General features: G+C 68.0%; 19 protein-coding genes, 5 tRNA genes and 1 other RNA gene. 8 read left to right on the top strand and 17 right to left on the bottom strand.

Features of this window, described 5'->3' with window-relative positions; all coding sequences use genetic code 11:
• Window positions 1-52: 52 nt before the first annotated feature.
• Window positions 53-760, bottom strand: a complete 708-nt coding sequence (locus KY501_RS37695) for a GvpL/GvpF family gas vesicle protein (RefSeq protein WP_224368718.1) — start codon at window positions 758-760, stop codon at window positions 53-55.
• Between the two features lie 282 nt (window positions 761-1,042).
• Between KY501_RS37695 and KY501_RS37690 the strand changes: the two genes are divergently transcribed.
• Entirely contained in the window at window positions 1,043-1,321 is a 279-nt protein-coding gene (locus KY501_RS37690) for a gas vesicle protein (RefSeq protein ID WP_224368717.1), read from the top strand.
• A 69-nt stretch (window positions 1,322-1,390) separates the two neighbouring features.
• Here the strand turns inward: KY501_RS37690 and KY501_RS37685 are convergent, their stop codons facing one another.
• The 10 genes from KY501_RS37685 to KY501_RS37640 all read right to left on the bottom strand — a co-directional run bounded on the left by KY501_RS37685 (window position 1,391) and on the right by KY501_RS37640 (window position 9,845).
• Complete coding sequence (locus KY501_RS37685; RefSeq protein WP_224368716.1) at window positions 1,391-2,926, bottom strand: phytoene desaturase family protein; 1,536 nt, start codon at window positions 2,924-2,926, stop codon at window positions 1,391-1,393.
• Between the two features lie 99 nt (window positions 2,927-3,025).
• Window positions 3,026-3,118: signal recognition particle sRNA small type (ffs, locus tag KY501_RS37680), an RNA gene on the bottom strand.
• Window positions 3,119-3,129: 11 nt separating this feature from the next.
• A tRNA-Ser gene (locus tag KY501_RS37675) sits at window positions 3,130-3,216 on the bottom strand.
• A gap of 20 nt (window positions 3,217-3,236) precedes the next feature.
• Window positions 3,237-3,323: transfer RNA gene (locus KY501_RS37670), tRNA-Ser, on the bottom strand.
• A gap of 5 nt (window positions 3,324-3,328) precedes the next feature.
• Window positions 3,329-3,796, bottom strand: coding sequence for a tRNA adenosine(34) deaminase TadA (tadA, locus tag KY501_RS37665; RefSeq protein WP_224368715.1), 468 nt, complete (start codon window positions 3,794-3,796; stop codon window positions 3,329-3,331).
• Between the two features lie 27 nt (window positions 3,797-3,823).
• Window positions 3,824-3,900, bottom strand: a tRNA-Arg gene (locus KY501_RS37660).
• A gap of 29 nt (window positions 3,901-3,929) precedes the next feature.
• Window positions 3,930-4,019 (bottom strand) — tRNA-Ser (locus tag KY501_RS37655).
• 43 nt (window positions 4,020-4,062) lie between these two features.
• Window positions 4,063-4,149 (bottom strand) — tRNA-Ser (locus tag KY501_RS37650).
• A gap of 83 nt (window positions 4,150-4,232) precedes the next feature.
• Window positions 4,233-5,513, bottom strand: coding sequence for a serine--tRNA ligase (gene serS / locus KY501_RS37645; RefSeq protein WP_224368714.1), 1,281 nt, complete (start codon window positions 5,511-5,513; stop codon window positions 4,233-4,235).
• A gap of 93 nt (window positions 5,514-5,606) precedes the next feature.
• Complete coding sequence (locus KY501_RS37640; protein WP_224368713.1) at window positions 5,607-9,845, bottom strand: tetratricopeptide repeat protein; 4,239 nt, start codon at window positions 9,843-9,845, stop codon at window positions 5,607-5,609.
• 230 nt (window positions 9,846-10,075) lie between these two features.
• On the opposite strand from KY501_RS37640, the gene KY501_RS37635 reads away from it, so the two are divergent.
• From KY501_RS37635 to KY501_RS37625, 3 genes are all read left to right on the top strand, one after another.
• Complete coding sequence (locus tag KY501_RS37635; RefSeq protein ID WP_224368712.1) at window positions 10,076-11,392, top strand: protoporphyrinogen/coproporphyrinogen oxidase; 1,317 nt, start codon at window positions 10,076-10,078, stop codon at window positions 11,390-11,392.
• Window positions 11,393-11,483: 91 nt separating this feature from the next.
• Complete coding sequence (locus KY501_RS37630) at window positions 11,484-12,197, top strand: glycosyltransferase family 2 protein (RefSeq protein WP_224368871.1); 714 nt, start codon at window positions 11,484-11,486, stop codon at window positions 12,195-12,197.
• Window positions 12,198-12,206: 9 nt separating this feature from the next.
• A complete protein-coding gene (locus KY501_RS37625; RefSeq protein WP_224368711.1) occupies window positions 12,207-13,148 on the top strand; it encodes a polysaccharide deacetylase family protein in 942 nt (313 codons plus the stop codon).
• Between the two features lie 9 nt (window positions 13,149-13,157).
• Here KY501_RS37625 and KY501_RS37620 read toward each other — a convergent pair whose 3' ends face one another.
• Window positions 13,158-13,856, bottom strand: coding sequence for a lipase family alpha/beta hydrolase (locus KY501_RS37620; RefSeq protein WP_224368710.1), 699 nt, complete (start codon window positions 13,854-13,856; stop codon window positions 13,158-13,160).
• Window positions 13,857-13,903: 47 nt separating this feature from the next.
• Here KY501_RS37620 and KY501_RS37615 point away from each other — a divergent pair, with 47 nt between their 5' ends.
• Entirely contained in the window at window positions 13,904-14,758 is an 855-nt protein-coding gene (locus tag KY501_RS37615) for a lysophospholipid acyltransferase family protein (protein ID WP_224368709.1), read from the top strand.
• 31 nt (window positions 14,759-14,789) lie between these two features.
• The gene (locus tag KY501_RS37610; protein ID WP_224368708.1) at window positions 14,790-15,713 is read left to right on the top strand and encodes an SDR family oxidoreductase; all 924 of its coding nucleotides are present in this window, start codon (window positions 14,790-14,792) and stop codon (window positions 15,711-15,713) included.
• A 319-nt stretch (window positions 15,714-16,032) separates the two neighbouring features.
• Here KY501_RS37610 and KY501_RS37605 read toward each other — a convergent pair whose 3' ends face one another.
• Window positions 16,033-16,377: a hypothetical protein gene (locus tag KY501_RS37605; RefSeq protein WP_224368707.1), complete on the bottom strand. Its 345-nt coding sequence runs from the start codon at window positions 16,375-16,377 to the stop codon at window positions 16,033-16,035.
• A gap of 170 nt (window positions 16,378-16,547) precedes the next feature.
• Between KY501_RS37605 and KY501_RS37600 the strand changes: the two genes are divergently transcribed.
• Together KY501_RS37600 and KY501_RS37595 are read left to right on the top strand one after the other, a co-directional pair.
• On the top strand, window positions 16,548-20,303 hold the full coding sequence (locus KY501_RS37600) for a tetratricopeptide repeat protein (protein ID WP_224368706.1): 3,756 nt from the start codon (window positions 16,548-16,550) through the stop codon (window positions 20,301-20,303).
• A gap of 1 nt (window position 20,304) precedes the next feature.
• The gene (locus tag KY501_RS37595; RefSeq protein WP_309243031.1) at window positions 20,305-20,712 is read left to right on the top strand and encodes a hypothetical protein; all 408 of its coding nucleotides are present in this window, start codon (window positions 20,305-20,307) and stop codon (window positions 20,710-20,712) included.
• 9 nt (window positions 20,713-20,721) lie between these two features.
• Here the strand turns inward: KY501_RS37595 and KY501_RS37590 are convergent, their stop codons facing one another.
• The 4 genes from KY501_RS37590 to KY501_RS37575 all read right to left on the bottom strand — a co-directional run bounded on the left by KY501_RS37590 (window position 20,722) and on the right by KY501_RS37575 (window position 24,899).
• On the bottom strand, window positions 20,722-22,764 hold the full coding sequence (locus KY501_RS37590; protein WP_224368705.1) for a RecQ family ATP-dependent DNA helicase: 2,043 nt from the start codon (window positions 22,762-22,764) through the stop codon (window positions 20,722-20,724).
• 2 nt (window positions 22,765-22,766) lie between these two features.
• Window positions 22,767-23,081 (bottom strand): DUF3006 domain-containing protein, encoded by a 315-nt coding sequence (locus KY501_RS37585; protein ID WP_224368869.1) that lies wholly within the window; start codon window positions 23,079-23,081, stop codon window positions 22,767-22,769.
• Entirely contained in the window at window positions 23,081-23,758 is a 678-nt protein-coding gene (radC, locus tag KY501_RS37580) for a RadC family protein (RefSeq protein WP_224368704.1), read from the bottom strand. Before radC ends, KY501_RS37585 begins: the two co-directional genes overlap by 1 nt.
• A gap of 301 nt (window positions 23,759-24,059) precedes the next feature.
• A complete protein-coding gene (locus KY501_RS37575) occupies window positions 24,060-24,899 on the bottom strand; it encodes a nucleotidyltransferase (RefSeq protein ID WP_224368703.1) in 840 nt (279 codons plus the stop codon).
• Window positions 24,900-25,235: the final 336 nt, after the last annotated feature.

The raw sequence follows: 25,235 nt of genomic DNA, 5'->3' as shown, positions 1-25,235 counted from the left end.
TCCATACTATCGAGAGATGCGGCTTGGCGTATGGAGGGACTCTTCGTTGCCGTCAGGAAGCGGCCCTGCGCGGGAGGCGGTGTTCCCCGTCGTCCTGAGCGGGACAGAGAGTGAAGTCGCAGAAGCTGTAGGGCGCCCAGGGACCGCTGCCGAGCAGGGGAAGATTCGGGAAGGTTTGCCGGATCTGCTCGACGGCTTGCCAGAACGCGTCGATGTCCTGGCGAGCGATCAGGTAGCAGCCATCGAACATCTGCCCGGTCACTGTCCGCTGCACGGACTCCTGGCGAGCCCGGCTGTCTGGGGCCAGCGAGTGCAGCTTTTCGAGGCTGAAGGGGACTTGCGACAGATTGCCAGCAAAGAGAGAAGGAAGTTTCGCCTTGAGGGCCACCTCCACCTGGCCGTGGAACCGCGCGAGGTATTGGGTGAGCACCTGCTGGTTGGCGTCGAGGACGCGCAGCAGCTCGTCCTGGGATCGGAGCACGACACCCAGCCGGAACGGCACCACGGAGGCGCAAGCGGAGAGGGCTCGGCCTACGATGCGATCGTGTCGCATCGCGGCACGCTGTGTCGCGGTCTCGGGTTTGCCCACCACGGCCGTAATGGGCCCACGGGTGAGCAAACGAAGGCCTTGCAGCTGGTCATGTCCGGCCAGTGCCTGCTCGGCGGCGACCACCGCATAGAGCCCCACTTGTCCGGACGTCTTCACCTCATGGGATTCACCATCGATTGAGCCCGGCTCTGGTTGTCGCTTGGGTTTCATGTCGCCTCCACGCTGGAGGGTTAGCAAGCCGTGAGCCAGCGCCTCTCGACGGTGAGGAATGCGTGCTCGAGTCTCGGTGTGTTGCGGATTTCCCCCACGATGTGGGGATTTGCAACGCGTGCCTTCATGAGGGCTTGCGTGTATGGATTGGGCGAGTGCCTTCAGATTCAACCCGTGGCATCTGCCTTGCTAGCCACATCAGCAAGCCGCACGGAGTGGCCCATCTGGAGGGAGCGACGATGGCAGGGTTTGGAGAGATCGGGTTGAGGGGGCAGACCCGCCATGCCGCTTAGTCCACGGTCGAGAGCCCGCCCCACTCGTCCCGCCAACGCCCGGCGGTGCCCGGCCTCGCATCACCAGCGCGTCAGCCTGTGCGAGACGCTAGACCGAGTCCTCAACAAGGGCGTCGTGATCGTGGGGGACGCCTTCATGTCCATGGAGGATGTCGACCTGAGCGACCTGGGGCTGAACGTCGTCGCCACCTCGGTGGAGACGATGCACAAGGGGGAGGGCGAGGCACCTACCCCACAGCTCCCCGCCCCGCAGCTCGAGGGAGAATGAGCAAGAGCTGCGGAGAGTACGCTGCGGTCTCGAGAGATGGGCAACGGAGGCCCTGCACGCTCGGGGAGCTCAGCGCCCGAGAGCCTTGAGCACCACCCCGGCGGCGTTGTGCCCGGCGGCACCGATGACGCTGCCGGCCGGGTGGCAGCCCGCGCTGCAGAAGTAGAGCCCCTGGACGGGCGTCTCGTAGGGGAGCCGCTCGTTGAAGCCCCGCTTGTTGTCCACATGGTGGATGTGGCCGTGGGTGATACCGAAGTGGGACTCGATCTTCGGCGGAGTGAGGGCGAACGTCTCCACCACGAGATCGCTGGTGCCCGGGGCGAACCGATCGCAGATGGAGAGCAGGTGCTGGACGTAGCGCGCCTCCTCCTTTTCCCAGGTGGAGCCCTTGGGCTGGAAGGGCACCCACTGCACGAAGAGGGCGGAGTTGTGGTGCCCCTGTTCGTCTCGGAGGGAGGGATCGATGGGCGTGTGGAAGTACCACTCGATGGAAGGGAACTCGGCCAGCTTCCCGGCCTTGGTGTCCGCGTAGCTCTTCGCCAGCGACTCGAGCACGTCCTCCTGCGGCAGCAGGTGGATGGTGGGGCCGAACTGGCCTCGGTCCTCGGGCAGACAGGTGAAGGTGGGCAGGCCCTTGAGGCACAGGTTCACCTTGAGGGTGGTGCCCGGCGTGGCCATGGCGTCCACTTGCTGGCGGTACTCCTTCGGCACCGCCGACGCCTCCACCAGCTTCAAGGTCCGGAACGGATCCGCGTTGGACACCACCACGTTGGCCGAGAGCTCCTCGCCACCCTCGAGCACGACGCCCTTCACCACGCCCCCGTCCGTGCGGATGGAGGCCACCTTGGCTCGGGTGCGGATCTCTCCGCCGTGCTTGCGCACCACGTTCGCGAGCGACTGGGTGACGGTGCCCATGCCGCCGCTGACGATCATCCACGTGCCGCCGCTGCCCGGCAGTCGGCACATGTTGTGGACCAGCAGGTTCATGCCCGCGCCGGGCGTGTCATAGCCCGCGTCCAGCCCGGAGAAGGCGTCCGTCACCGCGTACATGGCCTTGAGCAGATCCGACTCGAAGCCGAAGCGATCCAGGTACTCGTGCGCCGTGCCTCGACAGAGCTTGATGAAGGCCTGGCGCAGGGCCGGGCGGATGAAGCGCTCGGCGGTCTCCTCCAGTGACAGCGGCGGTTGCAGCCACGCTGGCGCCAGATCGTCCCGCATGTCGGCCAGCTCGGCGTTCATCGCCTGGTTGGCCTTCCAGTCCGCCTCGGAGAAGAAGGCGAGGAACTGCCGCCGCATCTCCTTCTCGTTCGAGCCGAACAGCAGGTAGCGCTTCTCCAGCGTGGGCAGGAAGTAGTGCGGATCCCGCCGCTTGAGGGGCAGCTCCAGCTCCAGCTCGCTCAGCAACTCGGGCGGCATGAGCCCCAGCAGATAGGCGCCGGTGGAGACGCCCAGCTTCGGCGCGGCTCGGAACGGGTACTCCGTCTTGCTCGCACCGCCCACCATGTCCTTCTCTTCGAGGACGGTGACCTTCAGGCCTCGCCGCGCAAGCAGCGCCGCGGCCACGAGTCCGTTGTGGCCTGCTCCCACCACGATGACGTCTGGCATGGAATCCCTCCGCTGAGCTTGCTCTTAGCCGAGCCCAGGGGTCGGGGACAAACCCGCAAAAGCAAAGAGCCGATGCCTGGGGGGCATCGGCTCTTCACAAGAGAAACGGCCGGGACACACGCGAAGGTGCGCTACCGTTGCTTCCTTCCGGACCTGGCGGGGTTCACGTCCCCACGTTGTCCCGACCACAAAAATAACAACTACGGAGAGGGTGGGATTCGAACCCACGATACCCTTTCAGATATACACGCGTTCCAGGCGTGCGCCTTCAACCGCTCGGCCACCTCTCCATGGGCACAGCTACTTCAAGCGGAGAGCGTAGGATTCGAACCTACGGTACCGTTACCGGTACGCCTGATTTCGAGTCAGGTGCCTTCGACCACTCGGCCAGCTCTCCAGTATTCACTTGTCACGCTTCTTCTCGCGCAGCCGCTCGAAGAAGCCCTTGAGAAGCAGGCGGCTCTCGTCCGCCAGAATGCCACTTGTCACCTGGAGCCGGTGATTGTGTCTCGGCTCCTCGGCCAGATTGTAGAGCGAACCGACCGCTCCGGCCTTGGGATCCATTGCCCCGAACACGAGCCGCGTCACCCTGCCTTGCACCAGCGCTCCCGCGCACATGGCGCAGGGCTCCAGCGTCACATAGAGCGTGACACCCGTGAGCCGCCAGGCACCCAGCGCCTTGGCAGCCGCATCCAGCGCGAGCATTTCGGCATGGGCCAGGGGGTTGCGGTCCACCTCGCGGCGGTTGAAGCCGGTGCCGATGACCTTGCCATCGTGCACGGCTAAAGCGCCTACGGGGACCTCTCCGAGTGCTGCGGCTTCCTGCGCGAGCACCAAGGCCTGCTGCATGAAAGCGTCGTCTGCACTCATGGAGAGAAGCAGCGCGAGGAGGAAGAGTGGCGCTCCCTGGAGGATTCGAACCTCCGGCCTTCGGATTCGTAGTCCGACGCTCTATCCAGCTGAGCTAAGGGAGCGTGTCTTCCTGCGCTGCTACAACGATAAGTGGCGGAGAGAGAGGGATTCGAACCCTCGATACCGTTTCCAGTATGCAGGTTTAGCAAACCTGTGCCTTCAGCCTCTCGGCCATCTCTCCAAACCTTCTCTGTCAAAGAGCTACGAAAAACAAGGACAAAGTTCGGAGGAAGTAGGATTCGAACCTACGGAGAGCTTTCACCCTCTGCGGTTTTCAAGACCGCTGCCTTCAGCCGCTCGGCCATTCCTCCAGTACACCGTGCCGCGCGGCCCGCCAAGCTGCGCGGGGCCGCCCTTCTACCTCATCCATCGCCCATTGCAATGGGGATGTGGCTCACAGTGGCCGGATCTCCCGCATGCCCCCCATGTAGGGGACCAACGCGTCCGGGATCGCCACGCTTCCGTCCTCGCGCTGGTAGTTCTCGAGGATGGCGATGCTCGTCCGCCCCACGGCCAGGCCGCTGCCGTTGAGGGTGTGGAGCAGCTGCGGCTTGTCGCCCTTCTGGGCGCGGAAGCGGATCTTCGCCCGCCGGGCCTGGAAGTCGCCGCAGTCCGAGCAGGAGGAGATCTCCCGGTAGGCATTCTGTCCGGGCAGCCACACTTCGATGTCGTACGTCTTCCGGGAGGCAAAGCCCATGTCCCCGGTGCACAGCAGCATCACCCGGTGGTGCAGCCCGAGCCGCTGGAGGATGTCGCACGCGTCGTTCGTCATGCCCTCCAGTTCCTGGAGGCTGGTGTCCGGGGTGGCGAACTTCACCAGCTCCACCTTGTGGAACTGGTGCTGGCGGATGAGGCCTCGGGTGTCGCGGCCGGCGGCGCCCGCCTCGGCGCGGAAGCATGGGCTGAAGGCGCAGTACTTCAGCGGCAACTGGCCGCCCTCGAGGATCTCGTCCGCGTGGTAGTTGGTGACGGGCACCTCGGCGGTGGGGATCAGGAAGCGCTCGGGATCGCCGCTCGTCTTGAAGGCGTCCTCCTCGAACTTGGGCAGCTGGCCGGTGCCCATCATCGTCTCGCGCAGCACCAGGTAGGGCGGCAGCAGCTCCGTGTAGCCCTTCTGCGTGTGCACATCGATCATGAAGGTGACGAGCGCCCGCTCCAGCCGCGCCAGAGCGGCCTTGTAGAAGGTGAAGCGGCTGCCGGACACCTTGGCGGCCCGCTCGAAGTCCAGCATGCCGAGCTTCTCGCCCAGCTCGAAGTGCTGCTTGGGCTGGAAGAGCAGGTTGGGCTTCTCGCCCCACGTGCGGACGACCTGGTTGCCGTGCTCATCGGCGCCGACGGGCACCGATTCGTGGGGGATGTTGGGGATGAGCAGGAGGATGCGGTTGATCTCCTCCTCGACTTCCTTGAGGCGGGCCTCCTTCTCCTTGATTTCCTGGGAGACGGCGCGCAGGTCCCCGCGCAGCGCTTCGAGGGCGGAGGGATCCTCCTTCGCCTTCTTCTTCATCTCGTCATTGGCGGTGTTGCGCCGCGCCGACAATGCCTCCATGGCGACGTAGAGCTCCCGGCGCTCGGTGAACAGGCGCTGGAAGGGGCCAAGGTCCAGGTTGCCGCTCCGGGTCTTCAGCCGGGCGACAACCGCATCGAAGTTCTGGGCGACGTAACGGAGATCCAGCATGGCGGCCGACTTGTAGTCAGCTCGGACGAGTCCGGCAAGATGCTCCTGACCCGCGCCGCCCGGAAGCGGACGTCGCGGGGGGGAGCCCAAAGGCTACTCGAGGGCGGCGATCTCGTCTTCGATCTCGCGCTTGTCCTCGGCGTTGGGCTTGAGCTCCAGGTACTTCTTGAAGGCCACCACGGCGTCCTTCTTCTTGAGCCGGTCCTTATAGGAGAAGCCCAGGTAGTAGTACGCCATGGCGTTCTCCGGCTCGGCGGCGATGGCCTTCTTGTACCAGTCGATGGCCTTGGTGTGCTGCTCCCGCTCGGAGAAGGCGCGGCCAATCTTGTAATAGACGTAGGTGAGCTCGGGGGCCTCCTTGAGCGCCTTCTCGTAGCGCCTGACGGCCTCGTCCCAGCGGCCGGCGCTGAAGAACGCGTCGCCGATGGCGCCCAGCACCCGCTTGCGCTTGGGGTCCACCGAGAGGGCGGACTCGAGCGAGGTGATGGCGTCCTCGATCTTACCGGTGTCCAGATAGACGCGGCCGAGCGCCTCGTAGGCTTCCGCCTTCTTCGGATCCAGCTCGATCGTCTTCTTCCACTCCTCGATGGCCTCGTTGAAGCGCTCGTCCTTCCGGTAGATGTCGCCGAGGGCGTAGTGGTAGTCGGCCCGGTTGGGGGCCTTGTCCACGGCGAGCTTCATCTGCTCGATGGCGCCGGTGTACTCGGCGCGCCGGGTCTTGACCATGGCCAGGTAGTAGAGCGCCTCGTGGTTGGAGGGCTCGCGGGTGAGCGCCAGGCTGAGGTTCTTCTCCGCGTTGGCCATGTCGCCCTTCTCGTAGAGCACCGCGCCCAGGGTGATGGGGATGGTGACCGAGCGGGGCTCCTCGTCCTTGGCCTTCTCGAGCTCCGTGACGGCCTCGTCGAGCTGGCCCAGGCGCCACAGCACGGTGCCGCGCTGCAGGCGCCCGTCCTTGAGCAGGTGGGGATCCAGCTCCAGGGCCTTGTTGGCGTTGCCCTTGGCCTTCTCCAGGTCCCCGTTGAGCAGCGCCACGCGAGACAGGCCCAGGTAGGCCTCGGCGAGGCTGGGGTTGAGCTGAGCGGACTTCTCGAACTCCTGCGAGGCCAGCTCGATGTTGTTCTCCGTCAGGGCCAGCTCGCCCAGGCCCGCGCGCACGCCCGCGTCGTCGGGGGCCTTCTTGGCGGCCTCCTCCAACTGGGTCCTCGCGTCGGTGCTGCGACGCAGGCGCAGGTAGAAGCGGCCCAGGTAGAGGTTGGCCTCGAAGAGCTTCTCATCCGCCTTGATGGCGCGCTGGTAGTGGCCTTCCGCGGAGGCGATCTGATCACGCGCGTCGTCGATGCGGCCGTAGAGCAGGGCGATGCGCGCGTCGTTGGTGAAGCGGGAGTTGGCCGCTTCCACCGCCTTGAGCGCGTCGGGGATCTTCCCCAGCATCAGCAGCGAGGTGATGTAGCCCTCCGTGTACTCCAGGGTGCCGGCCTCCTCCTTGGATGCGGCCTCGTAGAGCGGCAGGGCGGCGGCGAAGTCGCGGTTGGCGCGCAGCACGCGGGCCAACTGGGCCTTGATGAAGAGGGAGTTCGGATCCTTTTCCAGGGCGTCCTTCAGCTCGACCTCGGCCTCCTTGAACTTGAACTGGGCGGCGAGCGCCACGCCCTTGAGGCTCCGGGCGCGGGCGATCTCCGCCGGGCCCAGCTCCGACATGGCCTTCTCGTCCAGCGCCTTGCCCACCGCCTCGAGGCCCTTGGCAGGATCTCCCTTGAGCAGCAGCAGCTCCACCGCGGCCAGCTCCACCGCGGAGATGACGTGCGAGGGGTCCGCCTGGAGGGCAGCCTCGTACGCCTTGGCAGCCTCCTCGGCGCGGCCGGCGTCCCGGTGCAGGTTGCCGAGCATGTGCTGGCCCTTGGCTGAGTCCTTGCGGATCTTCAGGGCCTTCTCGAGTGTGGCCTGGGCATCCTTGTCCTGGCGCTTGAGGGCCTGGGCCTCGGCGAGCAGGAAGGCCAGCTCCAGGTCCCCGGAGTTGGCGTCGCGGCTGTAGGCGTCCTTCAAGTCCTGGAGGACTTCGTCCGCCAGGCGCCGGGACAGGGCCGAGCCCGCGAAGGCCTTGAGTGCCTCCACGTTCTTGCCCCCGAGCAGCTCGAAGGCCTCGCGGTTGGCCTGGCAGCGGGTCGTGTCCTTCGCGTCCGCGGCGGCGTAGCGGCGCTGCAGGTAGTAGACGGCCTGGCACCAGGTGGCGCGGACCTCGGGGTACTCCTTGGTGGCGAGCACCTTGCCGGTCAGCTCCCGGGCCTGCTGGTAGCTGCTGAAGGTGTCCTGCAGGAGGTCCTGGCGCGCCTTCTCCACATCCGCGGCGGCAGGCGTGCCGGCCGACACCCGGGCGGGGAAGAGCTTGCGATAGCCGAAGGCGCCATACTTCGTGAACTGGAAGCTGCCGCCGATGGCCGCCACGAGCGTCACCGCACCCGCGGCGATGAGGTACGGCATGCGCTTGCGCCACTTCTCGTAGGCGCCGCTGCGGTCCACGACCGCGACTCCCGCCATGCGGCCCTCGTACAGCTGCTTCATCCGGTCCATGGTGACGGCCGGGTTGGGCGCGGGGCTCGGCTCCGCCTGAGCGGAGGGCTCGCCGGGGGCGACAGCGGGCAGGTTCGTCTTGGAGGCGGGGCCCTCCATCAGCTTCTGGATGGCGGCGGCGAACGAGGCCACCGTGCCAATGGGTGTCCAGTTGTCCGAGTCGGTGGACACGTCCTCGTTGCCCAGGAGCTGTCCTTCCTCGAGCATCTTGACGATGACGCCCTCCTCGAACGGGCCGAAGACCTTGCCCGAGCGGCGGCGGACGTGGAAGCGCTTCACCTTGGCCGCGGTGCCCTTGCCAGCGCTGTCCTTGGCGGCGTCGTCGATGAAGCTGAGCATCTCCAGGCCATCCGCGTTGCCTGCGGCGGGCGGAGGCGGAAGGGGAGCGGACAGATCCACCTCGAGGTCGTCCCCGGCCGAGCTGCTCGCCGGGGCCGTCGGGTCGAACTCGAGCGAGTCAGCCGGAGCGGGGGCGCTCGGCGGAGGATCGCTGAAGCTCACATCCCCGAAGTCCGTGCCGATGTTGACCGGTGCGGCCGCGGCGGGCTGCGAGGGAGGCTCGCTGAAGTCGAGGTTGAGGTCCGGTGCGGGGGCCGCCGGGGCCGGCTCCGAGAGGTCCACGGCGAACGGATCCGGCTCGCTGGCCGCGGGGGGCGGAGGGAAGGAGAACGCCTGCGAGGGCGAAGCATCCGTAGGAGCTCCCATCGGTGGCAGCTCGAAGGCCTGATCCTCGGGGGGAGGCATGGCGAAGGCCTGCTCCGCGGGCGTGGGCGGAGGCGGCAGGGCGAACGGATCCTCCGCGGGAGGCGGCAGGGCGAACGGATCCTGCTCCGGGGCTGCAGGCGGAGGCGGCAGGGCGAACGGGTCCTCCGCGGGGGCCGGGAGCGCCTCGGCGTAGTCTTGCGAATCGGGCGGGGGCGGCAGAGCGAACGGATCGTGTGGGTCCGCCGAGCCTGGCAGCGGAAGGGCCTCCGCCTGCGCCGGGTCGGCAGGGTAGTCGGCCGCGCCCGGCAGCGGGATGGCCGCCTGATCGAAGGAGTCGAACGGGCTGGCCTCGGCCGCCTGGGGCGCCTGGCCGTAGGGATCCGCGGCGGGCTCGTTGGAGAAGTCGAAGTCCCGGGCCGTGCCAGGCATATCCTGAGGGTCGTACCCGTACGCAGGGGCAGGGGCTGCCTCGGGCGCGGGATCCCGGTATGCGGCGCTCGGCAGCGAGGCGAGGGAGACGACGCGCGTGGACTCCGACTCATTCCACGCGGACTCTTCTCCACCACCGACCTCACCGAACGGATCGCTGGAAGGAGCCGGGGGCAGCGGGATGGCGGCCGACTGGTGCGCGCCGGGCAGCGGGATGGCGGCCGACTGGGGAGCGGCGTAACCCGGCAGCGGGATGGCGGCCGACTGGGGAGCGGCGTAACCCGGCAGCGGGATGGCGGCCGACTGGGGAGCGGCGGGCAGCGGGATGGCGGCCGACTGGGGAGCGGCGTAACCCGGCAGCGGAATGGCGGCCGACTGGGGCGCAGCGCTACCCGGCAGCGGGATGGCGGCCGACTGAGGTGCGGCACTGCCCGGCAGCGGGATGGCAGCCGACTGGGGCGCGGCACTGCCCGGCAGCGGGATGGCCACCGGGGTCGCGATGCTGTCCGAGGGGGCCCGGATGGGGAAGGTGTTCTGGCACCGGGCGCACTTCAGCTTCGCGCCGCCTGGCGGGATCCGCTTGTCATCGATGTTGTAGTTCGTCTGGCAAGTCGGGCACGAGACTTTCATGGGTTTCCTTCAGGGACCTGCTGGGCGCGAGCACCCGCGAGCGGGCTGATCCTGCCGTTCGCGCGCGCGCAGGCTATCAGAGGCGTTTCCCGAGCGGAAAGAACGCGCACAGCCCCGGTTCCTGCCGCCCTTGGAGACCGGCCGAGGGGGCGGGGGGCTGTACGCCCGGGGACGTAACCTACACAAGGCCGCCCTACCCATGGGCCGGAGGTGGTAGACCCCGGAAAGACATGGATCCCACCCTCATCCTTGGCGCGGGCCTCGCGGGGCTGTCGGCTGCGCACTTCCTCAAGCGCCCCTGGCGCCTCATCGAGAAGTCGGACCGGGTCGGGGGACTCATCAAGACCGAGGTCATCGAGGGCTGCTACTTCGATGCCACTGGCCATTGGCTCCACCTGAGGGATCCGGAGATCAAGGATCTGGTGAACACGCTCTGGCTGCCCGGGCAGCTGGTGAGCATCCAGCGCAAGGCGGGCATCTTCTCTCGAGGCGTGTTCACCCGTTTCCCGTACCAGGTGAACACCCACGGGCTGCCGGCGGAGGTCGTCTCGGAGAACCTCGTGGGCTTCGTGGAGGCCCTCTATGGAGAGAAGGGCCGCGAATTGCGCGAGCGCGAGCCCCGCAACTTCGAGGAGTTCATCCTCCGCTATATGGGCGAGGGCTTCGCGAAGAACTTCATGGTGCCCTACAACCAGAAGCTCTGGACGGTGCACCCGCGAGAGATGTCGGCGGCGTGGGTGGGGCGCTTCGTGCCCCGGCCCTCTCTCAAGGAGGTGGTGGACGGGGCGCTCGGGGCTGGCAGCGACCAGCTCGGCTACAACGCGTCCTTCCTCTACCCGCGCGAGGGTGGCATCGAGATCCTGGCCCGCGCCATGGTCCGCCACCTCCAGGGCGGGGAGCTGAGCATCCGCACCGAGCCCACGGCCATCGACTGGAAGGCCCGCCGCGTCACCCTGTCGGATGGGCGGACGCTCGGCTACTCGGAGCTCCTGTCGACGATCTCGCTGCCATATTTGGTGGGCCTGCTCGCTCGGGGAGAGGCCGGGGTTCCGGACGAGGTGAGGGCCGCTGCCAGCCGCCTGCGCGCCACCATCGTCACCTATGTCTGCGTGGCGGCCCGAGGGAAGAACCGCCAGCCCTGGCACTGGATCTACCTGCCCGAGTCCGAGTTCAAGACCTACCGCATCGGTTCGCCCTCGGCGGTGTATGCGCCGCTGGCCCCTCCGGACACCGCCACCTTCTCCGTGGAGTACAGCCACCACGGCGAGCTGTCGCCTGCACAGTGCGAGAAGTACGCCGTGGAGGACCTGGTTCGCTCGCAGATGATCCACTCCGCGGACGACCTGCTCTTCGCCCAGGCTCGGGAAATCCCCAATGCCTATGTCCTCTATGACGATGCGTATGGGGCGGCCAAGGCGGAGATCCTCCGCTTCCTGGAGCACGCTCGCATCCTCATCGCCGGACGGTACGGGACGTGGGAGTACTCCTCCATGGAGGACGCCATCCTGGGCGGTCGAGCCAGTGCCCGGGTCCTGAACGAGCGGTGAGCCCCGGGTGGGGTGCTCGACGACTCTTGTCGACGGTCGTCGGCAGGCGTGCTAGGTCCAACCTCTCGCCTCCGTGCGTCTTCCCTCGACCATGGCCGCTCCGTACCTCTCCATCGTCATCCCCGTTTACAACGAGGCGTCCATCATCGGCTCGGCGGCAGCGGAGCTCTGCCAGGGGCTCGACGCTCGCGGCTGGGACTACGAGGTCATCTTCGCGGAGAACGGCTCGCGAGATGCCACGCCCCAGCTCCTCGAGCAGATGTGCGCCGCCAACCCGCGCCTGCGGTGGTTCCACTCGGAGCAGCCCAACTATGGCGCCGCGCTCAAGGCCGGCATCCTCAAGGCCCGTGGCACCTACGTGTTCTGCGATGAGATCGACCTGTGCGATCTCTCCTTCTATGACGCGGCGCTGCCCAGGCTGGAGCGCGGTGAAGCGGACATGGTGGTGGGCTCCAAGGCCGCCAAGGGGGCCAGTGATCAGCGCCCCGTCGTGCGGCGCGTGGCCACGCGCGTCCACAACAAGCTGCTGAAGGTGACGCTGGGCTTCAAGGGCACCGACACCCACGGGCTGAAGGCGTTCCGGCGCGAGGCCCTCATGCCCGTCATCGCCAAGTGCGTGGTGGACATGGACGTGTTCGCCAGCGAGTTCGTCATCCGCGCGTGGCGCGAGGGCCTGAAGGTGTTGGAGATCCCCATTCAGCTCCACGAGAAGCGCCAGCCCTCCATCCACCTCTTCAAGCGCGTGCCCAACGTGCTGAAGAACGTCGGCAAGCTCGTCTACGTCATCCGCATCCGAGGCACTTGAGAGGCTCGCGTGGCGGCCCGGCTTGCGTCCATCTCCGTCGACCTCGATTCCCTGCACCACTATTGCCGCATTCATGGCCTCCCCGTGTCTGTGCTGGACGCTCGGGCACGGGGGCTCGTGTACTCCACCGCTGTGCCGCGCTTCCGGGAGCTGCTGCGCACAGTGGGAGCGCCCGGGACGTTTTTCGCCATCGGTGAGGACCTCGCGGACGCGGAGGCCTCGGCGGCGCTCCGGGCTTCTCACGCCGCGGGCATCGAGGTGGGCAACCACAGCTTCTCGCATGACTACGCGCTGACTCGCCGGTCTCCGGGCTCCATTCGCGAGGAGCTGGAGCGTGGCGAAGAGGCCATTCTTGCGGCCACGGGCGAGCGGCCCGTGGGGTTCCGCGCGCCGGGCTACACGCTGAACGCCGCCCTCTACGCGGCCACCGCCGAGCGTGGCTACCGCTATGGCTCGTCCACCTTTCCGGCGGCTCCCTACTACGCGGCCAAGGCGGCGGTGATGGGGGCCCTGGCCCTGGCCGGGCGCCCATCCCGTTCGATACTCGACAGTCCCCGGGTCCTGCTGGCGCCTCGTACGCCCTACCGGCCCGATCCCCAGCAGCCCTACCAGCGGGGAGCCGGTGCGGTGCTGGAACTGCCGATGACGGTGACGCCAGGCCTGCGCTTCCCCTTCATCGGCACGTTCGCCACCACCTTGCCGCTCCCCGCCATTCGAGCCGCCTGGCGCGCCTGTCGGGGCGATGCTCTCTTCAACTTCGAGCTGCACGCCGTGGATGTGCTGGACGCCGCTGACGGGATTCCCCCGGAGCTGGTCCGCCAGCAGCGCGATCTGTGGGTGTCCTCGGCCCGGAAGATGGAGCGCCTCGCGGAGATCTTCCGCTGGCTGCGGCAGGACGCCGACGTCGTCACCCTCCGCGTGGCCGCCGAGCAACTCGCCCCGACGCTCTGAGGCGGGGGTTCACCGGGACGGGTCCGGCGCTCCCAGCACCTCGACGATGGAGTCGAGCACCCGAGCGTCCTCGACCATCCAGTGGTGCAGCAGGACGGGAAAAGTGCGGTCGGTGGCATCCGGCAGCTGGGCGCTGTTCGCGGGCACGACGATGATGTCCAGCGGCGTCCAGAAGGTGAAGACCTCGACGGGCCCCCAGGGGTGGGGATCCCTGTTCAGCGCTCGCAGCAGCCGGCTGTGGGGCCGCATCTGCTTCACCCCCTCACCTGGGAGCAGGTACGCCATCACCGTGCCCGCCTGCGGCCCGGAGATGGACACGAAGCGCCGTACCACCTCCCGCCCTCCGAGCCACTGCACCCAGAAGCGGCTCACCAGTGCCCCCATGCTGAACCCGACGATGTCGATCCGGGCCGCTCCCGTCTCCTCCCGCAGCGCCTCGGCGGCCCGGCTCACCTGGAGGGCCAGCTCAGGTACTCCCACACGCCCATCGTTGGGCTCCAGGGCCATGGCGCGCACCACCGGCCAGCCCGCCTGTTCCAGGTGGTGCTTCAGGGGCTCCATCCTGCTCGGGGAGTCGTGGAAGCCGTGGACCAGCAGGACTGGAGGAGGAGGGGGGACGCGGGAAGCGCGGGGCGCCTGGAGCGCCGCCGTCCCTGTCACGCACCCCCCTGCCAGCCACATCGTCAGCAGCAGCGTCCGGAAACGCATGCGCGCATGATGCGCCCTTTGCTCCGGGTGGTGTAAAGAGCCGAGCCATGTTCGAGGGGCTCGGCGACAAGGTCCGGCAGCGGCTCAAGGGTTGGACGGAGCAGATGGCGGGCGAGGAGCGCAAGGAGCAACTCCAGGCGCTCGCTCGCACGGAGAACGAATACGGAGTCGATCCGTTCGGCTTCAACCTGGACTACAGCCTCGCCGCGGTGGCGCCGCTGCTCTGGCTCTACCGCAAGTACTTCCGCGTGGAGACCTTCGGCATCGAGAAGGTCCCCCGAGGCCGCGTTCTCCTCATCTCCAACCACTCCGGCCAGCTCCCCGTGGACGGCGCCATGATTGGCGTGTCCATGATGATCGAGGCCCACCCGCCGCGCGCCATCCGCAGCATGGTGGAGAAGTGGGTGCCCACGCTGCCGTACATCTCGACCTTCTTCGCGCGGGTGGGGCAGATCGTCGGCACGCCGGAGAACTGCCGGCGCCTGCTGGAGGCCGATGAGGCCATCCTCGTCTTCCCCGAGGGGGCTCGCGGCATTTCCAAGCTGTGGCCCCAGCGCTACCAGCTCCAGGAGTTCGGCCTGGGCTTCATGCGCCTGGCGCTCGAGACGAACACGCCCATCGTCCCCGTGGCCGTCATCGGCGGCGAGGAGCAGGCGCCCGCGCTGATGGATCTCAAGCCGGTGGCGAAGCTGCTGGGGTTCCCCGCCTTCCCCATCACACCCACCGGACTGCCCTTTCCGCTGCCCGCCAAGTACCGCATCTACTTTGGCGATCCGCTGACCTTCACCGGCCGCCCGGATGACGAGGACAGCGAGCTGGACAAGAAGGTGCGCGTGGTGAAGACCGCCATCCAGGGCATGCTCCACCAGGGCCTCAAGGAGCGAAGGGGCATCTTCTGGTGAGCGCGGGGGAACGTTCGAGGAGGGGGCGTCCATGAGACCGGCCGTCGTCGTCACGGGCATTAGCGGCAATCTGGGGCGTGCACTCGCCAAGCTGCTCCACAAGAGCGAGCGCATCATCGGCATCGATCGGCGCCCCTTCGTGGGCCGGCCGAAGGACGTCGAGATGTACCAACTCGACTTGCGCAAGAAGAAGGCAGAGGACGTCTTCCGCAAGAACGAGATCGGCGCCGTCATCCACATGGGCATCATGCATGACCCGCGCATGAGCGAGGAGGAGCACCACTCCTTCAACGTGGTGGGCACCACGCGCCTGCTCGAGTACTGCGCCAAGTACGGCGTGAAGAAGGTGGTCGTCCTCTCCTCGGCCAACGTCTATGGGCCCAGCCCGGACAACTCCAACTTCCTTACCGAGGACGCTCCGCTCATGGCGGCCAGCCGCTTCTCGGGAGTGCGCGACCTCATCGAAGTGGACATGCTCGCGCACGGCTTCTTCTGGCGGCACCCGGACATCAACACCGTCATCCTGCGCCCCGTTCACATCGTCGGGCCCACCATCAAGAACGCCCCCTCCAACTACCTGCGGCTGCGCCGCCCGTGGACGCTCGCGGGCTTCGATCCCATCGTCCAGCTCATCCATGTGGAGGACGTGGGCCGCGCCATGGTCGAGGCGCTCCGCCCCGAGCTCAAGGGCGTCTACAACGTCACCGGTCCCGGCGAGGTGCCCCTGTCCTCCGTGCTGCGCGAGCTGGGCCACACCGCCATCCCCGTGCCTCACCCCGTGGCCCGCCCCCTGCTGGGCATGCTCTTCAAGTACCGCCTGGCCAACTTCCCGCCCCCCGAGCTCGACCACATCCAGTTCCTCTGCAACGTGGATGGCTCGCGCTGGCAGAAGGAGACCGGCTGGAAGCCTCGCAACTCGATGCGCGAGACCATCCGCTCCGTGATCGGCGAGTAGCCCTCGCCTCCGGTGTCTCTGACAGCCATGTCAGGGGCCTGAGGCAGGGAGGGCCATGGGGGCCTGACAACAGTGTCAGGACTCTGACGCCGTTGGCATGGCCCGCGGGCAGAAGCTTCTGCGCAAGTGCCCGAATTGACAGGCAATCCAGGGCGCCAGGGCCGTGGCACCGGCCTTGCTCTATGGGAAGGGCAAGAAGGCGCGGTGATGACGGACCGGAACTGAGTCATCGCCCCGCCACCCTGGTTAGGGGGTTCCATAGGGGAACCTTCGACGCCCGTCGCCTCGGCCGGCCCCGAGTCGACGGGCGGTTTTTTTTCTAGGGTAGCTCGCCCGCGAAGGGCCCGCCCTCCATCCGCTCCAGCAGCCACTCTCCGTCCCGGAAGACGAACTCCGAGGAGATGGTCTCCGTCTGCTCCGAGGGCGAGGGCAGCCGCATCCACCCCAACCGCGTGGTGACGAGCGCGCGCATCCCATCCGGCGCCAGCGCGATCTCGAGGATCTCGAAGTCCGTGATGGACAGATCCCGATCATCCTGCTGCTCGGCGCGGGCGCGCAGGAACGGCTCGCGGCTCTCCGGGACGATGTGCCTGGCTGCTCCCCGGAAGTCCTTCCAGCGGATGCGCTTGTGGAAGTCCTCCACCATCGGTTTGAGACCTTCCATCCCCGTGCTTCGGGGAGTGTGGGCACAAGCCCCACCCAACAGGGCCAGGGTCAGTAGAAGAGCGAACGAGCGCATGGTGGTAGGTCACGGTAGCACCCGGAGGTGGACCGACAAGTAGATCGCGGTGCTATCGTCCGGGTCCCGCCCGCGCACCGGAGTTCCGAACGTCCATGGCCAAGTCGATTGTGGAGAGGTACGAGCAGCTCCTGCTGCAAGACCCCACATCCGCGGTTTTCGTTGAGCTCGCCAAGGTCCTCCTCGAAAAAGGAGAACACGCTCGTGCCATCGAGGTGTGCCAGCAGGGCTTGAGTCATCACCCCCAGTCGGTGATTGGCCGAGTGCTGTGGGGCAAGGCGCTGCTGCACCTGGGCAAGCCCGCTCAGGCGATGGAGCAGTTCGATCAGGCGATCGCCGTCGATAAAGAGAACCCCCACGCGTACAACCTCATTGGTGAGGTGCTCGTGCAGCGCGGGCTGTTCCGCTCGGCGCTGCCGATTCTGCGCAAGGCCTCGGCGCTGCAGCCCAACGATGGGCGCGTGAAGCTGTGGCTGGATCAGACCCAGCAGGCGCTCTCAGGCGGACCTGCTCCCGTGTTGGCGGATCTGCCGGGAATCACTGCCAACGAGCTTGCTCCCAAGCCTCTGGAAGAGGAGCAGCCCGTGGCGAAGGCGGCGCCCGCTGCGGCGAAGGCGGCGAAGGCAGAACCCGCGGCGAAGGCAGCGCCCGCTGCGGCGAAAGCGGCACCCCCGGCTCCTCCTCCTGAAGCGGAGAATGACGAGGAGCCAGAGCAGGCAGCTGCACCACCGCCTCCTCCCCCTGCGGAGTCCGAGGGACTCCCTCCTGAGGAGGATGACATGGGCGGGGACGACATCACCCGCCAGATCAACATCTTCCAACTGCAATCGGCTCCGGGACCGGCACCTGCCCGGAGCGAGGCGCAGGCTCGCCCCGAGGGTTTGACTCCCGAGGGCAAGGTGAAGGTCTACATGTTCCCGCCTCGGCGGGGAGCACCGCCGCCTCCTCCCGAGGAGGAGGAGCTCGCGGATACGCCTCCTCCTCACGGTGGAAGGCGTGCCGAGCGCGAGGAGGATGAGACTCCCGTCACGATGCAGGAGGCTCCGGAAGAGCGAGCGGAGTCCTCGGGCGGCCTGTTGCCCGACGTGGAGGCGCCAGCGGGCAGGGGACTGCTGCCCGATCTGGACGGGGCCGACTCGGATGACCAGGACGACGGCGAGCAGGAGCTGCCGCCCGAGCCGGAGACCCAGGTCGAGGCCCCCGCGGCCAAACGCAAGGGCTCTTCGGGTGGAGGGCTCCTGGGGGATCTGCCGCTTCCGGAGGAGGAAGACGAGCTGGCCGCTGTCCCCGCGGCCGCACGCGTCTCGGACACGGCGCGCAGTGGGAAGGCGGGCCGGTCGCGCGGTTCGAAGTCTGCCGCCAAGCGCGCACTGCTGGATGACATCCCCGAGGCTGTCGAGCCCCGAGCCGCTGCAGCCCCTCGCGCGGACACCTCCCAGGTGGACGCCGAGGCCGCCGCCGCCGCGTATGAGAAGGAGTTGCGCGAGAAGATCGCCAAGAGCGCGGCGAACCCTTCTTTCTTCGCTCGCTATGGTCTGCGGATCGCCGTGAGCGCGGTGGTGCTCGTGGTGCTGGGCGTGGGACTGGGCGTGTACCGCTTCCGGCGGGCCCAGCAGGGCGGCCAGACGCTCGCCGAGGTGCTGGAGCGTGTCGAGCGCGCCGTCTCCCAGGACACCCGTGACTCCCTGCACGATGCGGTGGGGCTGCTCGATCGCGCCCAGGAGATGGATGACGGCAGTAGCCGTGTCTGGGCGCTGGTGGCGTACACGCACGGCCTGCTCTATGCGGACCACGGTGGGCTCACCGAGGAGCGCCAGATGGCGCTCACCGCGCTGGAGCACCCTGGCGTCCGAGCCGAGTTCCAGGGGTTGAGCCTCTCCACCGATGTGCTCGTGGCCGACGAGAAGGCACGGCCCACCGCGCACCGCGCTCTGCTGGAGTCTCCAGTCTCTGACTCGTCCGAGCTGCACACGCTGGCTGGCAGTCTGTTGCTGGCGGACAAGAAGCCGGAGAAGGCGCTGGAGCACTTCAAGCGTGCCCTGGAGATCTCCTCGCGCAACGTGCGTGCGCTGGTGGCCATCGGCCAGTACTACCAGGACTTCGAGGACTACGCCGGTGCCCTCCGCGTGTACACGACAGCGACGGAGATCTCCCCCAAGCACCCGGTGGCGCGCATTGGCCGGGCGGAGAGCCAGCTCTCGCTGGGGCAGGATCTGGGAGAGGCGCTCAAGGATGTGCAGGAGCTCAACGGGGACACGACGCTCTCGGATGAGCTCAAGGCCCGTCAGCAGCTCGTGCAGGGACGGCTGCTGACGGAGCTGGGCCGCTACAACGAGGCCCTACAGTTGCTGGAGGCCGGGACGAAGGGCCTGCTCGCCTTCGAGGCCCAGCTGGCGCTCGGAGACGCGAGCCGTGCGTCGGGGAACCTGCCCAAGGCCCAGCAGGCCTACGAGGCCGCACTGACCCTGCAGCCCAAGAGCGAGGCCGCTCGCGAGGGCCTGGGGCGCACGCTGCTGGATCGCGATCGGATCAAGGACGCGCTGGACAAGCTGGCGGGGAGCGAGGGTCGCCGGGTGTCGCTGGTGCGTGCGGCGGCCTACATGCGGCAGGCGGACTGGAAGCGCGCCAAGCAGGAGCTGGAGAAGACCCGCGTCAACAACCGGCTCGTGCCCGAGGCTGCCGCCTATATGGCCGTGGCGGACATCCAGGACGGCACCGGTGGAGACCAGACACGCGCCTTCCTGGAGAAGGCGGTGAACGACTCCAAGCAGCCCCGCCCGGAACTGCGGCTGGCGCTGGGCCGCGTGTACTGGGCGCAGAGCACCCTGGACAAGGCGCAGGACCAGTTCGAGCAGGCCATGAAGGACTCGCGGGACTACGAGATTCCCTGCGCGCTCGGGCGGCTGTTGATTGCTCGCGGCCTGCCGGACGTGGGCATCAAGCTGCTCTCCCAGGCGGTGGAGCGCAACAGCTTCCACGGTGAGGCGCGCGATGCGCTCGGCCGGGCGCTCCTGACGATGGGGCGCACGGAAGAGGGCTTCAAGCAGTTCGAGGAGTGGAAGAAAGAGAGCCCGGACAACCCGGACATGCAGAAGGGCTATGCCTTCGCGCTGCTGCGCATGGGCCAGCGTCAGCAGGCCGCGGAGCTGATCCGTACGGCCAAGCTGTCTCCCAATGACTCCGTGGGGCAGCGCATGAAGGCGGTCATCCTCTACTCCGTGGGCGACTCCAAGGGAGGCATTGCCGCCCTGCAGGCTGCCGCCAAGACGCCGAACCCGGAGAACTTCTGCGAGATGGCGCAAGTCTTCCTCCGCCAGGAAAAGAAGGAGGAGGCCGCCGGAGCCTTCGAGAAGGTGCGGACCGACTGGCCGGATGCGCCGTGTGGACTGATCGGCGAGCACTACGTGTACCCGGAGGAGGGTGGCAAGGCCGCGGCCGAGTCGCTGAAGGGCGTCGCGAGCCGCGCGTCCGCCATCTGGGACAAGGCCTTCGCGCAGGCGACCATGGCCCGGGTGCTGCTGAGCGCCAACAACGTGAAGGCGGCCCGCGCGGCGGCGGAGGAGGCGGTGAAGCTGGACCCCTTCAACGGGCGGACGCAGCTGGTGCTGGGGTTGGTGGCGGTGCGCGAGCGGCAGGTGGAGCCCGCCATCGCGGCCCTCTCCAAGGCGGTGGAGTACGATCCCGCCAACGGCATGGCACACCTGGCCCTGGCGGATGTGCTCGTTCGCAAGCAGGAGGAACTGGCGCGCGCCGTCCAGGAGTATGAGACGTTCCTCAAGATCGCGGGTTCGGCGGAAGAGGCCAAGCGGGTGAAGAAGGCCCTGCCGAACCTCAAGAAGCGGGTGAAGTAGCGTGGAGACGCCTCCTCAACCCCCACCGTCCTATTCGCAGCCGCCGCCCTTTCCGCTCCTGCGAATCATGGGGAGCAATGCGTTCCTGCTCTCCATCATCTACCTGCTGGTGGGCATCGCGGTGGAGTCGGCGCGGCGTCTATACCCCTCGCGCTTCGTGCAGCGGCTCTCGCTGTCCCTGGACTCGCTGCCGGCGCGGGCGCTGGAGCTCGTCGGGGTGATGGATCGGCTGCGCCTCGACTACACCAACGGGCAGATCCTCGACTACCAGGCGCGCCTCATCTTCGCGGGCACCACCATCGTCATCATCTTCGTGCTGGCGTTCGTGGTGGGCATGCTCGTGGGCAGCCTGCGCAGCTACGTGGAGCGCCGGGCCCTGAAGAAGGCCAGCCACCGTCCGCCCGGGTAGGGCCGCGGCTCAGGTCTTGCGGCTGCGGCGGGGACGCGGTGACTCCGCGATCGCCACGGGCTCGTGGCCGGCGGCGCGCGCCATCAGGCAGATCTCCACCACCTTGGGGCCGAAGCGCTCCCAGCGGCTCTCCCCCGTGCCCTTCACCGCGAGGAACGAGTCCCGATCCGTGGGCAGCGCCGCCGCCAGCCCCAGCAGCGTGGCGTCGTTGAAGATGATGAACGGAGGGACCTCCAGATCCTTGGCCAGCGCCTTGCGCCAGCGTCGCAGCTCCGTGGCGGCCAGCTCGCTGTAGTGCTCCGGCTTCCCGGGAGTCGCCGAGGAGGAGGGCCGAGTCACCGGCGCCAGGCGTGGCATCCGGCTGCCCGAGCACACGTCGCAGTGGCCACAGTTGGGCTCGAGATCCTGCTGGCCGAAGTAGCCCAGGATGAACGCCCGTCGGCACCGCCGCGTGTACGCGTAGTCCGTCATCTGCTTGAGCTGAAGCAGGGCGCGGCGCTCCTGCTCGCGCACCCGGTTCAGGTCCACGCCCAGCTCGCGAAACGGCACCTGCTCCAACGCGCGGATGGTGCGCCCGGCAAACGGCTTGCGCACCCTCACTGCTCCAGCCTTCTCCAGCAGCCCGAGCGCATGCCGCACCTCCTCCTCGCCCAGCCCCGTGCGCCGTGCCAGGGGCTGCAATTCCGTGTTGTTCGAGCGCCCAATTGGGAACACCGCCATCAGCGACTGGAGCAGCTTCCGGGCGTCCTCCGCGTGCGGATGCGTGGCCAGGGCCTTCTCCGTGAGGGTGAGGCCGTACTCGCCCTCGCCCCGGCCGCCTCGCTCGATCTTCCTCTCCCGTTCGAAGATGCGCAGCGCCGCGGACACCTCGAACTCGCTGGCGCCCACCATCCCCGCCAGCACGCCGACGCCCTTGTTGAACTCGGGCACCGTGCGCAGCGCGTTCCAGATGTCTCCGAGCACGACTTCAGAAGGGTGGTTGCCCTCGATGAGCCGCTCCTGCGTGTAGACGTCCGCGTGGTTGAACAGCAGCACGGCCGTGGCGGGCTTGCCGTCTCGGCCCGCGCGGCCCACCTCCTGGTAGTACGCCTCCACCGCCTTGGGGATGTTGGCGTGCGCCACGAAGCGGATGTCCGGCTTGTCGATGCCCATGCCGAAGGCGTTGGTGGCCACCGCCACCGCCTCCTTCGCTGCCATGAACTCCTCCTGTGCGCGGCGCCGGGCCTCGTCCTCCATGCCCGCGTGGTACAGCACCGCGTTCACCCCGCGCTCCTGCAGCGCCGCGTGCATCCCCTCCGAGGCCTTGCGCGTGGCGCAGTAGATGATGCCGCTGCCCCCCTGCGCCGCCAGCTGCGTGCACGCCTGCCGCTTCTCCTCATCCCCGCTGACGCTCATCACCTCCAGGAAGAGGTTGGGCCGGTCGAAGCCCTGGGCGAACACCTGAGGCTCCTTCATCAACAGCACGCGGACGATGTCCTCGCGCACCTCGGGCGTGGCCGTGGCTGTCAGCGCCACCGTGCGCGGCGGGCGCAGCCGCTTGCGCACCTGTCCCAATTGCGCGTAGTCCGGCCGGAAGTCGTGGCCCCACTGCGAGATGCAGTGCGCCTCGTCCACCGCCAGCAGATCCACGCCCACCTCGCCCAGCGCATCCAGGAAGCTGGGGCTTCGGAAGCGCTCTGGCGCCACGTAGACCAGCTTGTACTCCCGGGTCCGTAGCCGCTTCATCCGCTCGGCTCGCTCCAGATCCGTGAGCGAGGAGTTGATGAAGGTGGCCGGAATCCCCCTCGCCGAGAGCTGCTCCACCTGGTCCTTCATCAGCGCGATCAGCGGTGACACGACCAGCGTCACCCCGGGCAGCAGCATGGCGGGCAGCTGGTAGCACAGGCTCTTGCCTGCCCCCGTGGGCATCACCACCACGGTGTTGCGCCCGCTCAGCACGGAGCTGATGACCTCGGCCTGCCCGGGCCGGAACTCGGACAGGCCGAAGTGACGGACCAGGCCTTCCTGAGCTTCCGTGAAGTGGGGAAGGTCCTGTGGCTGCATCCTCCGCATATTCACTTTTCCCGGGGGATCGTCAACGGGGGATCCTCACTACCCCCCAGGTCCAATCCCGGGGGAAGAGGAACCGCCAGGCGGCCCCGGATTTCCGCAACCTCTCGGGTCAGCCGGGCCCTCAGCTCGGGGTCCAGGCGGCCGTCCACCACGACGTCTCCCTCCCGAGCTCCCGCCGGCAGCGTGCTCAGGTCCACCGTCCGGGCCTTGCCGCTGCCCAGCTCCACCACCCGCGCCCGCCCTTCCTCCACCGCATCCACCTGCAACCCCTGGCTGGAGCCCCTCTCCGAGCCGCCACACCCCATCACCGCCGTCATCACCAGTCCCCTCCAGCCGCGTTCCATTGGCTTTTGCCCTTCTCGTCCGCGAGGAACCCTCGCTCCATCAGCGACACGTACGTCCCATCTCCCACCACCAGGTGGTCCAGCACCTTGATGCCCAGCACCCTGCCGGCGTCGACCAGTTGCAGCGTCAGTTGAAGGTCCTGCGCCGAGGGTTCCGGATCTCCCGACGGGTGGTTGTGAGCCAGCGCGATGGCCGTGGCGCGCGTGGTCAGCGCCGCCGCGTACACCTCGCGGGGATCCACCGGGCACGTGTTCATGGTGCCCTCGGCCACCCGCACGTCCGCCAGCAGCACGTTGCGAGGGTTGAAGCACAGGACGTGGAAGACTTCGCGCCGCAGCGCGCTCAGCACCGGGAGCAGGTACGCGGAGATCTCCTTCGGAGTCCGCAACCGGGGCCGCCGCTCCGTGGTGCGCTGGGCCCTGCGCCCCAGCTCCAGCGCCGCCACCACCTGCGCCGTTCGCGTGGGCCCCAGCCCCGGGTACATGCTCAGCTCCAGTGGATCCTTCAGCAGCAGCGCCTTGAGGCCTCCGCTTCCGGAGATCAGCTTCTCGGCCAGCCCGGACGCACGCGAGCCCGGCCCCAGCAGCACGGACAGAAGCTCCGGATCGGTGAGGGCCGAGGCACCCAGCTTGAAGAGACGCTCTCGCATCTCCTCCAAGCCGGGTCGCTGTACCCTCACCGATCCTTCACCCGCAGAGTCCTCCTCCTCCTGCTCCAACCCCGTCCCCATCGACCGCCCCATCCCGTCCTCCGCCTCCCGTGCCATCCCGCCCTCCGTCTGCGTCCGGAGGCGTTAGCAACAGGCGTGCCGTGACACGTCTCCTCTGAGGAGCCCTACCTGTCCGGTCTGGCCCCCGCGGATCCGTCCACGCCGCGAGACTCGGGGTCCACGTCCGCACACCCTGGCGGGCTCGCAGCGGGCGTGGGCCTCATCTGGGGACGTCAGGGCTTCAGCTCTGGTTGGGAGCTGGCTCCGCAGTCGCGGCGGCCCGGGCCCGTTCCCGCTCGTCCCAGGTGAGCCCGTCCTCGAAGCCCCACTGCTCGACGTCGATCCGGTAGCCGGGCTGGGACAGGAGCCTCCCGCGGCAGAGCCTTCCGCTCCAGTTGCCTCCCCGGACGCTGTCGAAGGCTCGGGAGAGCAGCCCCCACATGACCCAGGCCGGGACGTGCTCGCGATCGGAGGGGTAGGCGAAGCGGAAGAACATCAGGTGGCCCAGCAGCACCTCCCAATAGCGGCCGAAGCGCTCCAGGAGCCGCTTCCAGTCCAGCCGGGGACCCACCGCGAGGATCAGGTGGTTCAGCTCCGTGCCGTCGAAGCGCTCGCGCTCAAGCACGAAGGCCTTGCTCCAGATGATCTCCTCCGCGGGAGAGATGAGGCAGCGCTGCCCGAGCACCTCGCCCTCCACTGCGTGCTCCACCCACGCGTCGTCTACCTGGGGGATGCCACTGCCCGCGCTGTAGATGAGATCGATCAGCGCGCCGTCCCAGAAGGCCTTGTGCAACCAGCCGTGGGTGTTGCGCTCGGTGCGCCAGCCGTTCGCCTCGAACAGAGCGATGGCGCGGTCCGCATCGGCCTTGCGCAGGAAGAGATCCAGGTCCTTCGTGTCCCGGTGGATGCCCGTGTAGTGGGCGTAGGCGTACGCACCGCCCACGACGAAGGGGACACCGGCCTCCCGAAGAAGTTGGAGGGCGCGGATTCTCGCGGCGATCTCCGCGGGCTCCAGTTTCGTCTCCGTGGGCTGCGAGCCCGTGCCTCCCATAGCGGCGACACTGCTGTCGTGTCCTTGCATGCTCGAAAGGTAGGGACGATTCCCCAGCTCGGTCGGGCCCCCTGGGAGGGCTGGCAAGCGGGGGAGCGGTGGGCTGCCTGCACGGTGTGAGTTGTGCCCAGGGGCGAGTGCAGCGCGGCTTCAAGTCCGAGCGAGCCGAGGGCGCACCCCATACCCTTCGCGTCATTCTTCCCAGGTATGCGGCAGCGTGCCCTCCCTTCTCCTCAGTGCTGTGAGGTGGGCATGACGAGACGCGAATGGGGTGCGCTGTTCTTGGTAGTACTGACGGCCTGTGCTGGCTCGCCCCGGGGAGCGATGACGAGCACGGATCCACATCGCAGTCGATCTCAACACCGG

This window comes from Hyalangium versicolor, from assembly GCF_020103695.1.
In the GTDB taxonomy this organism is placed as follows: domain Bacteria; phylum Myxococcota; class Myxococcia; order Myxococcales; family Myxococcaceae; genus Hyalangium; species Hyalangium versicolor.
The sequence above is the reverse complement of the archived record's forward strand: the minus strand, read 5'-3'. Positions and strand labels throughout refer to the sequence as shown.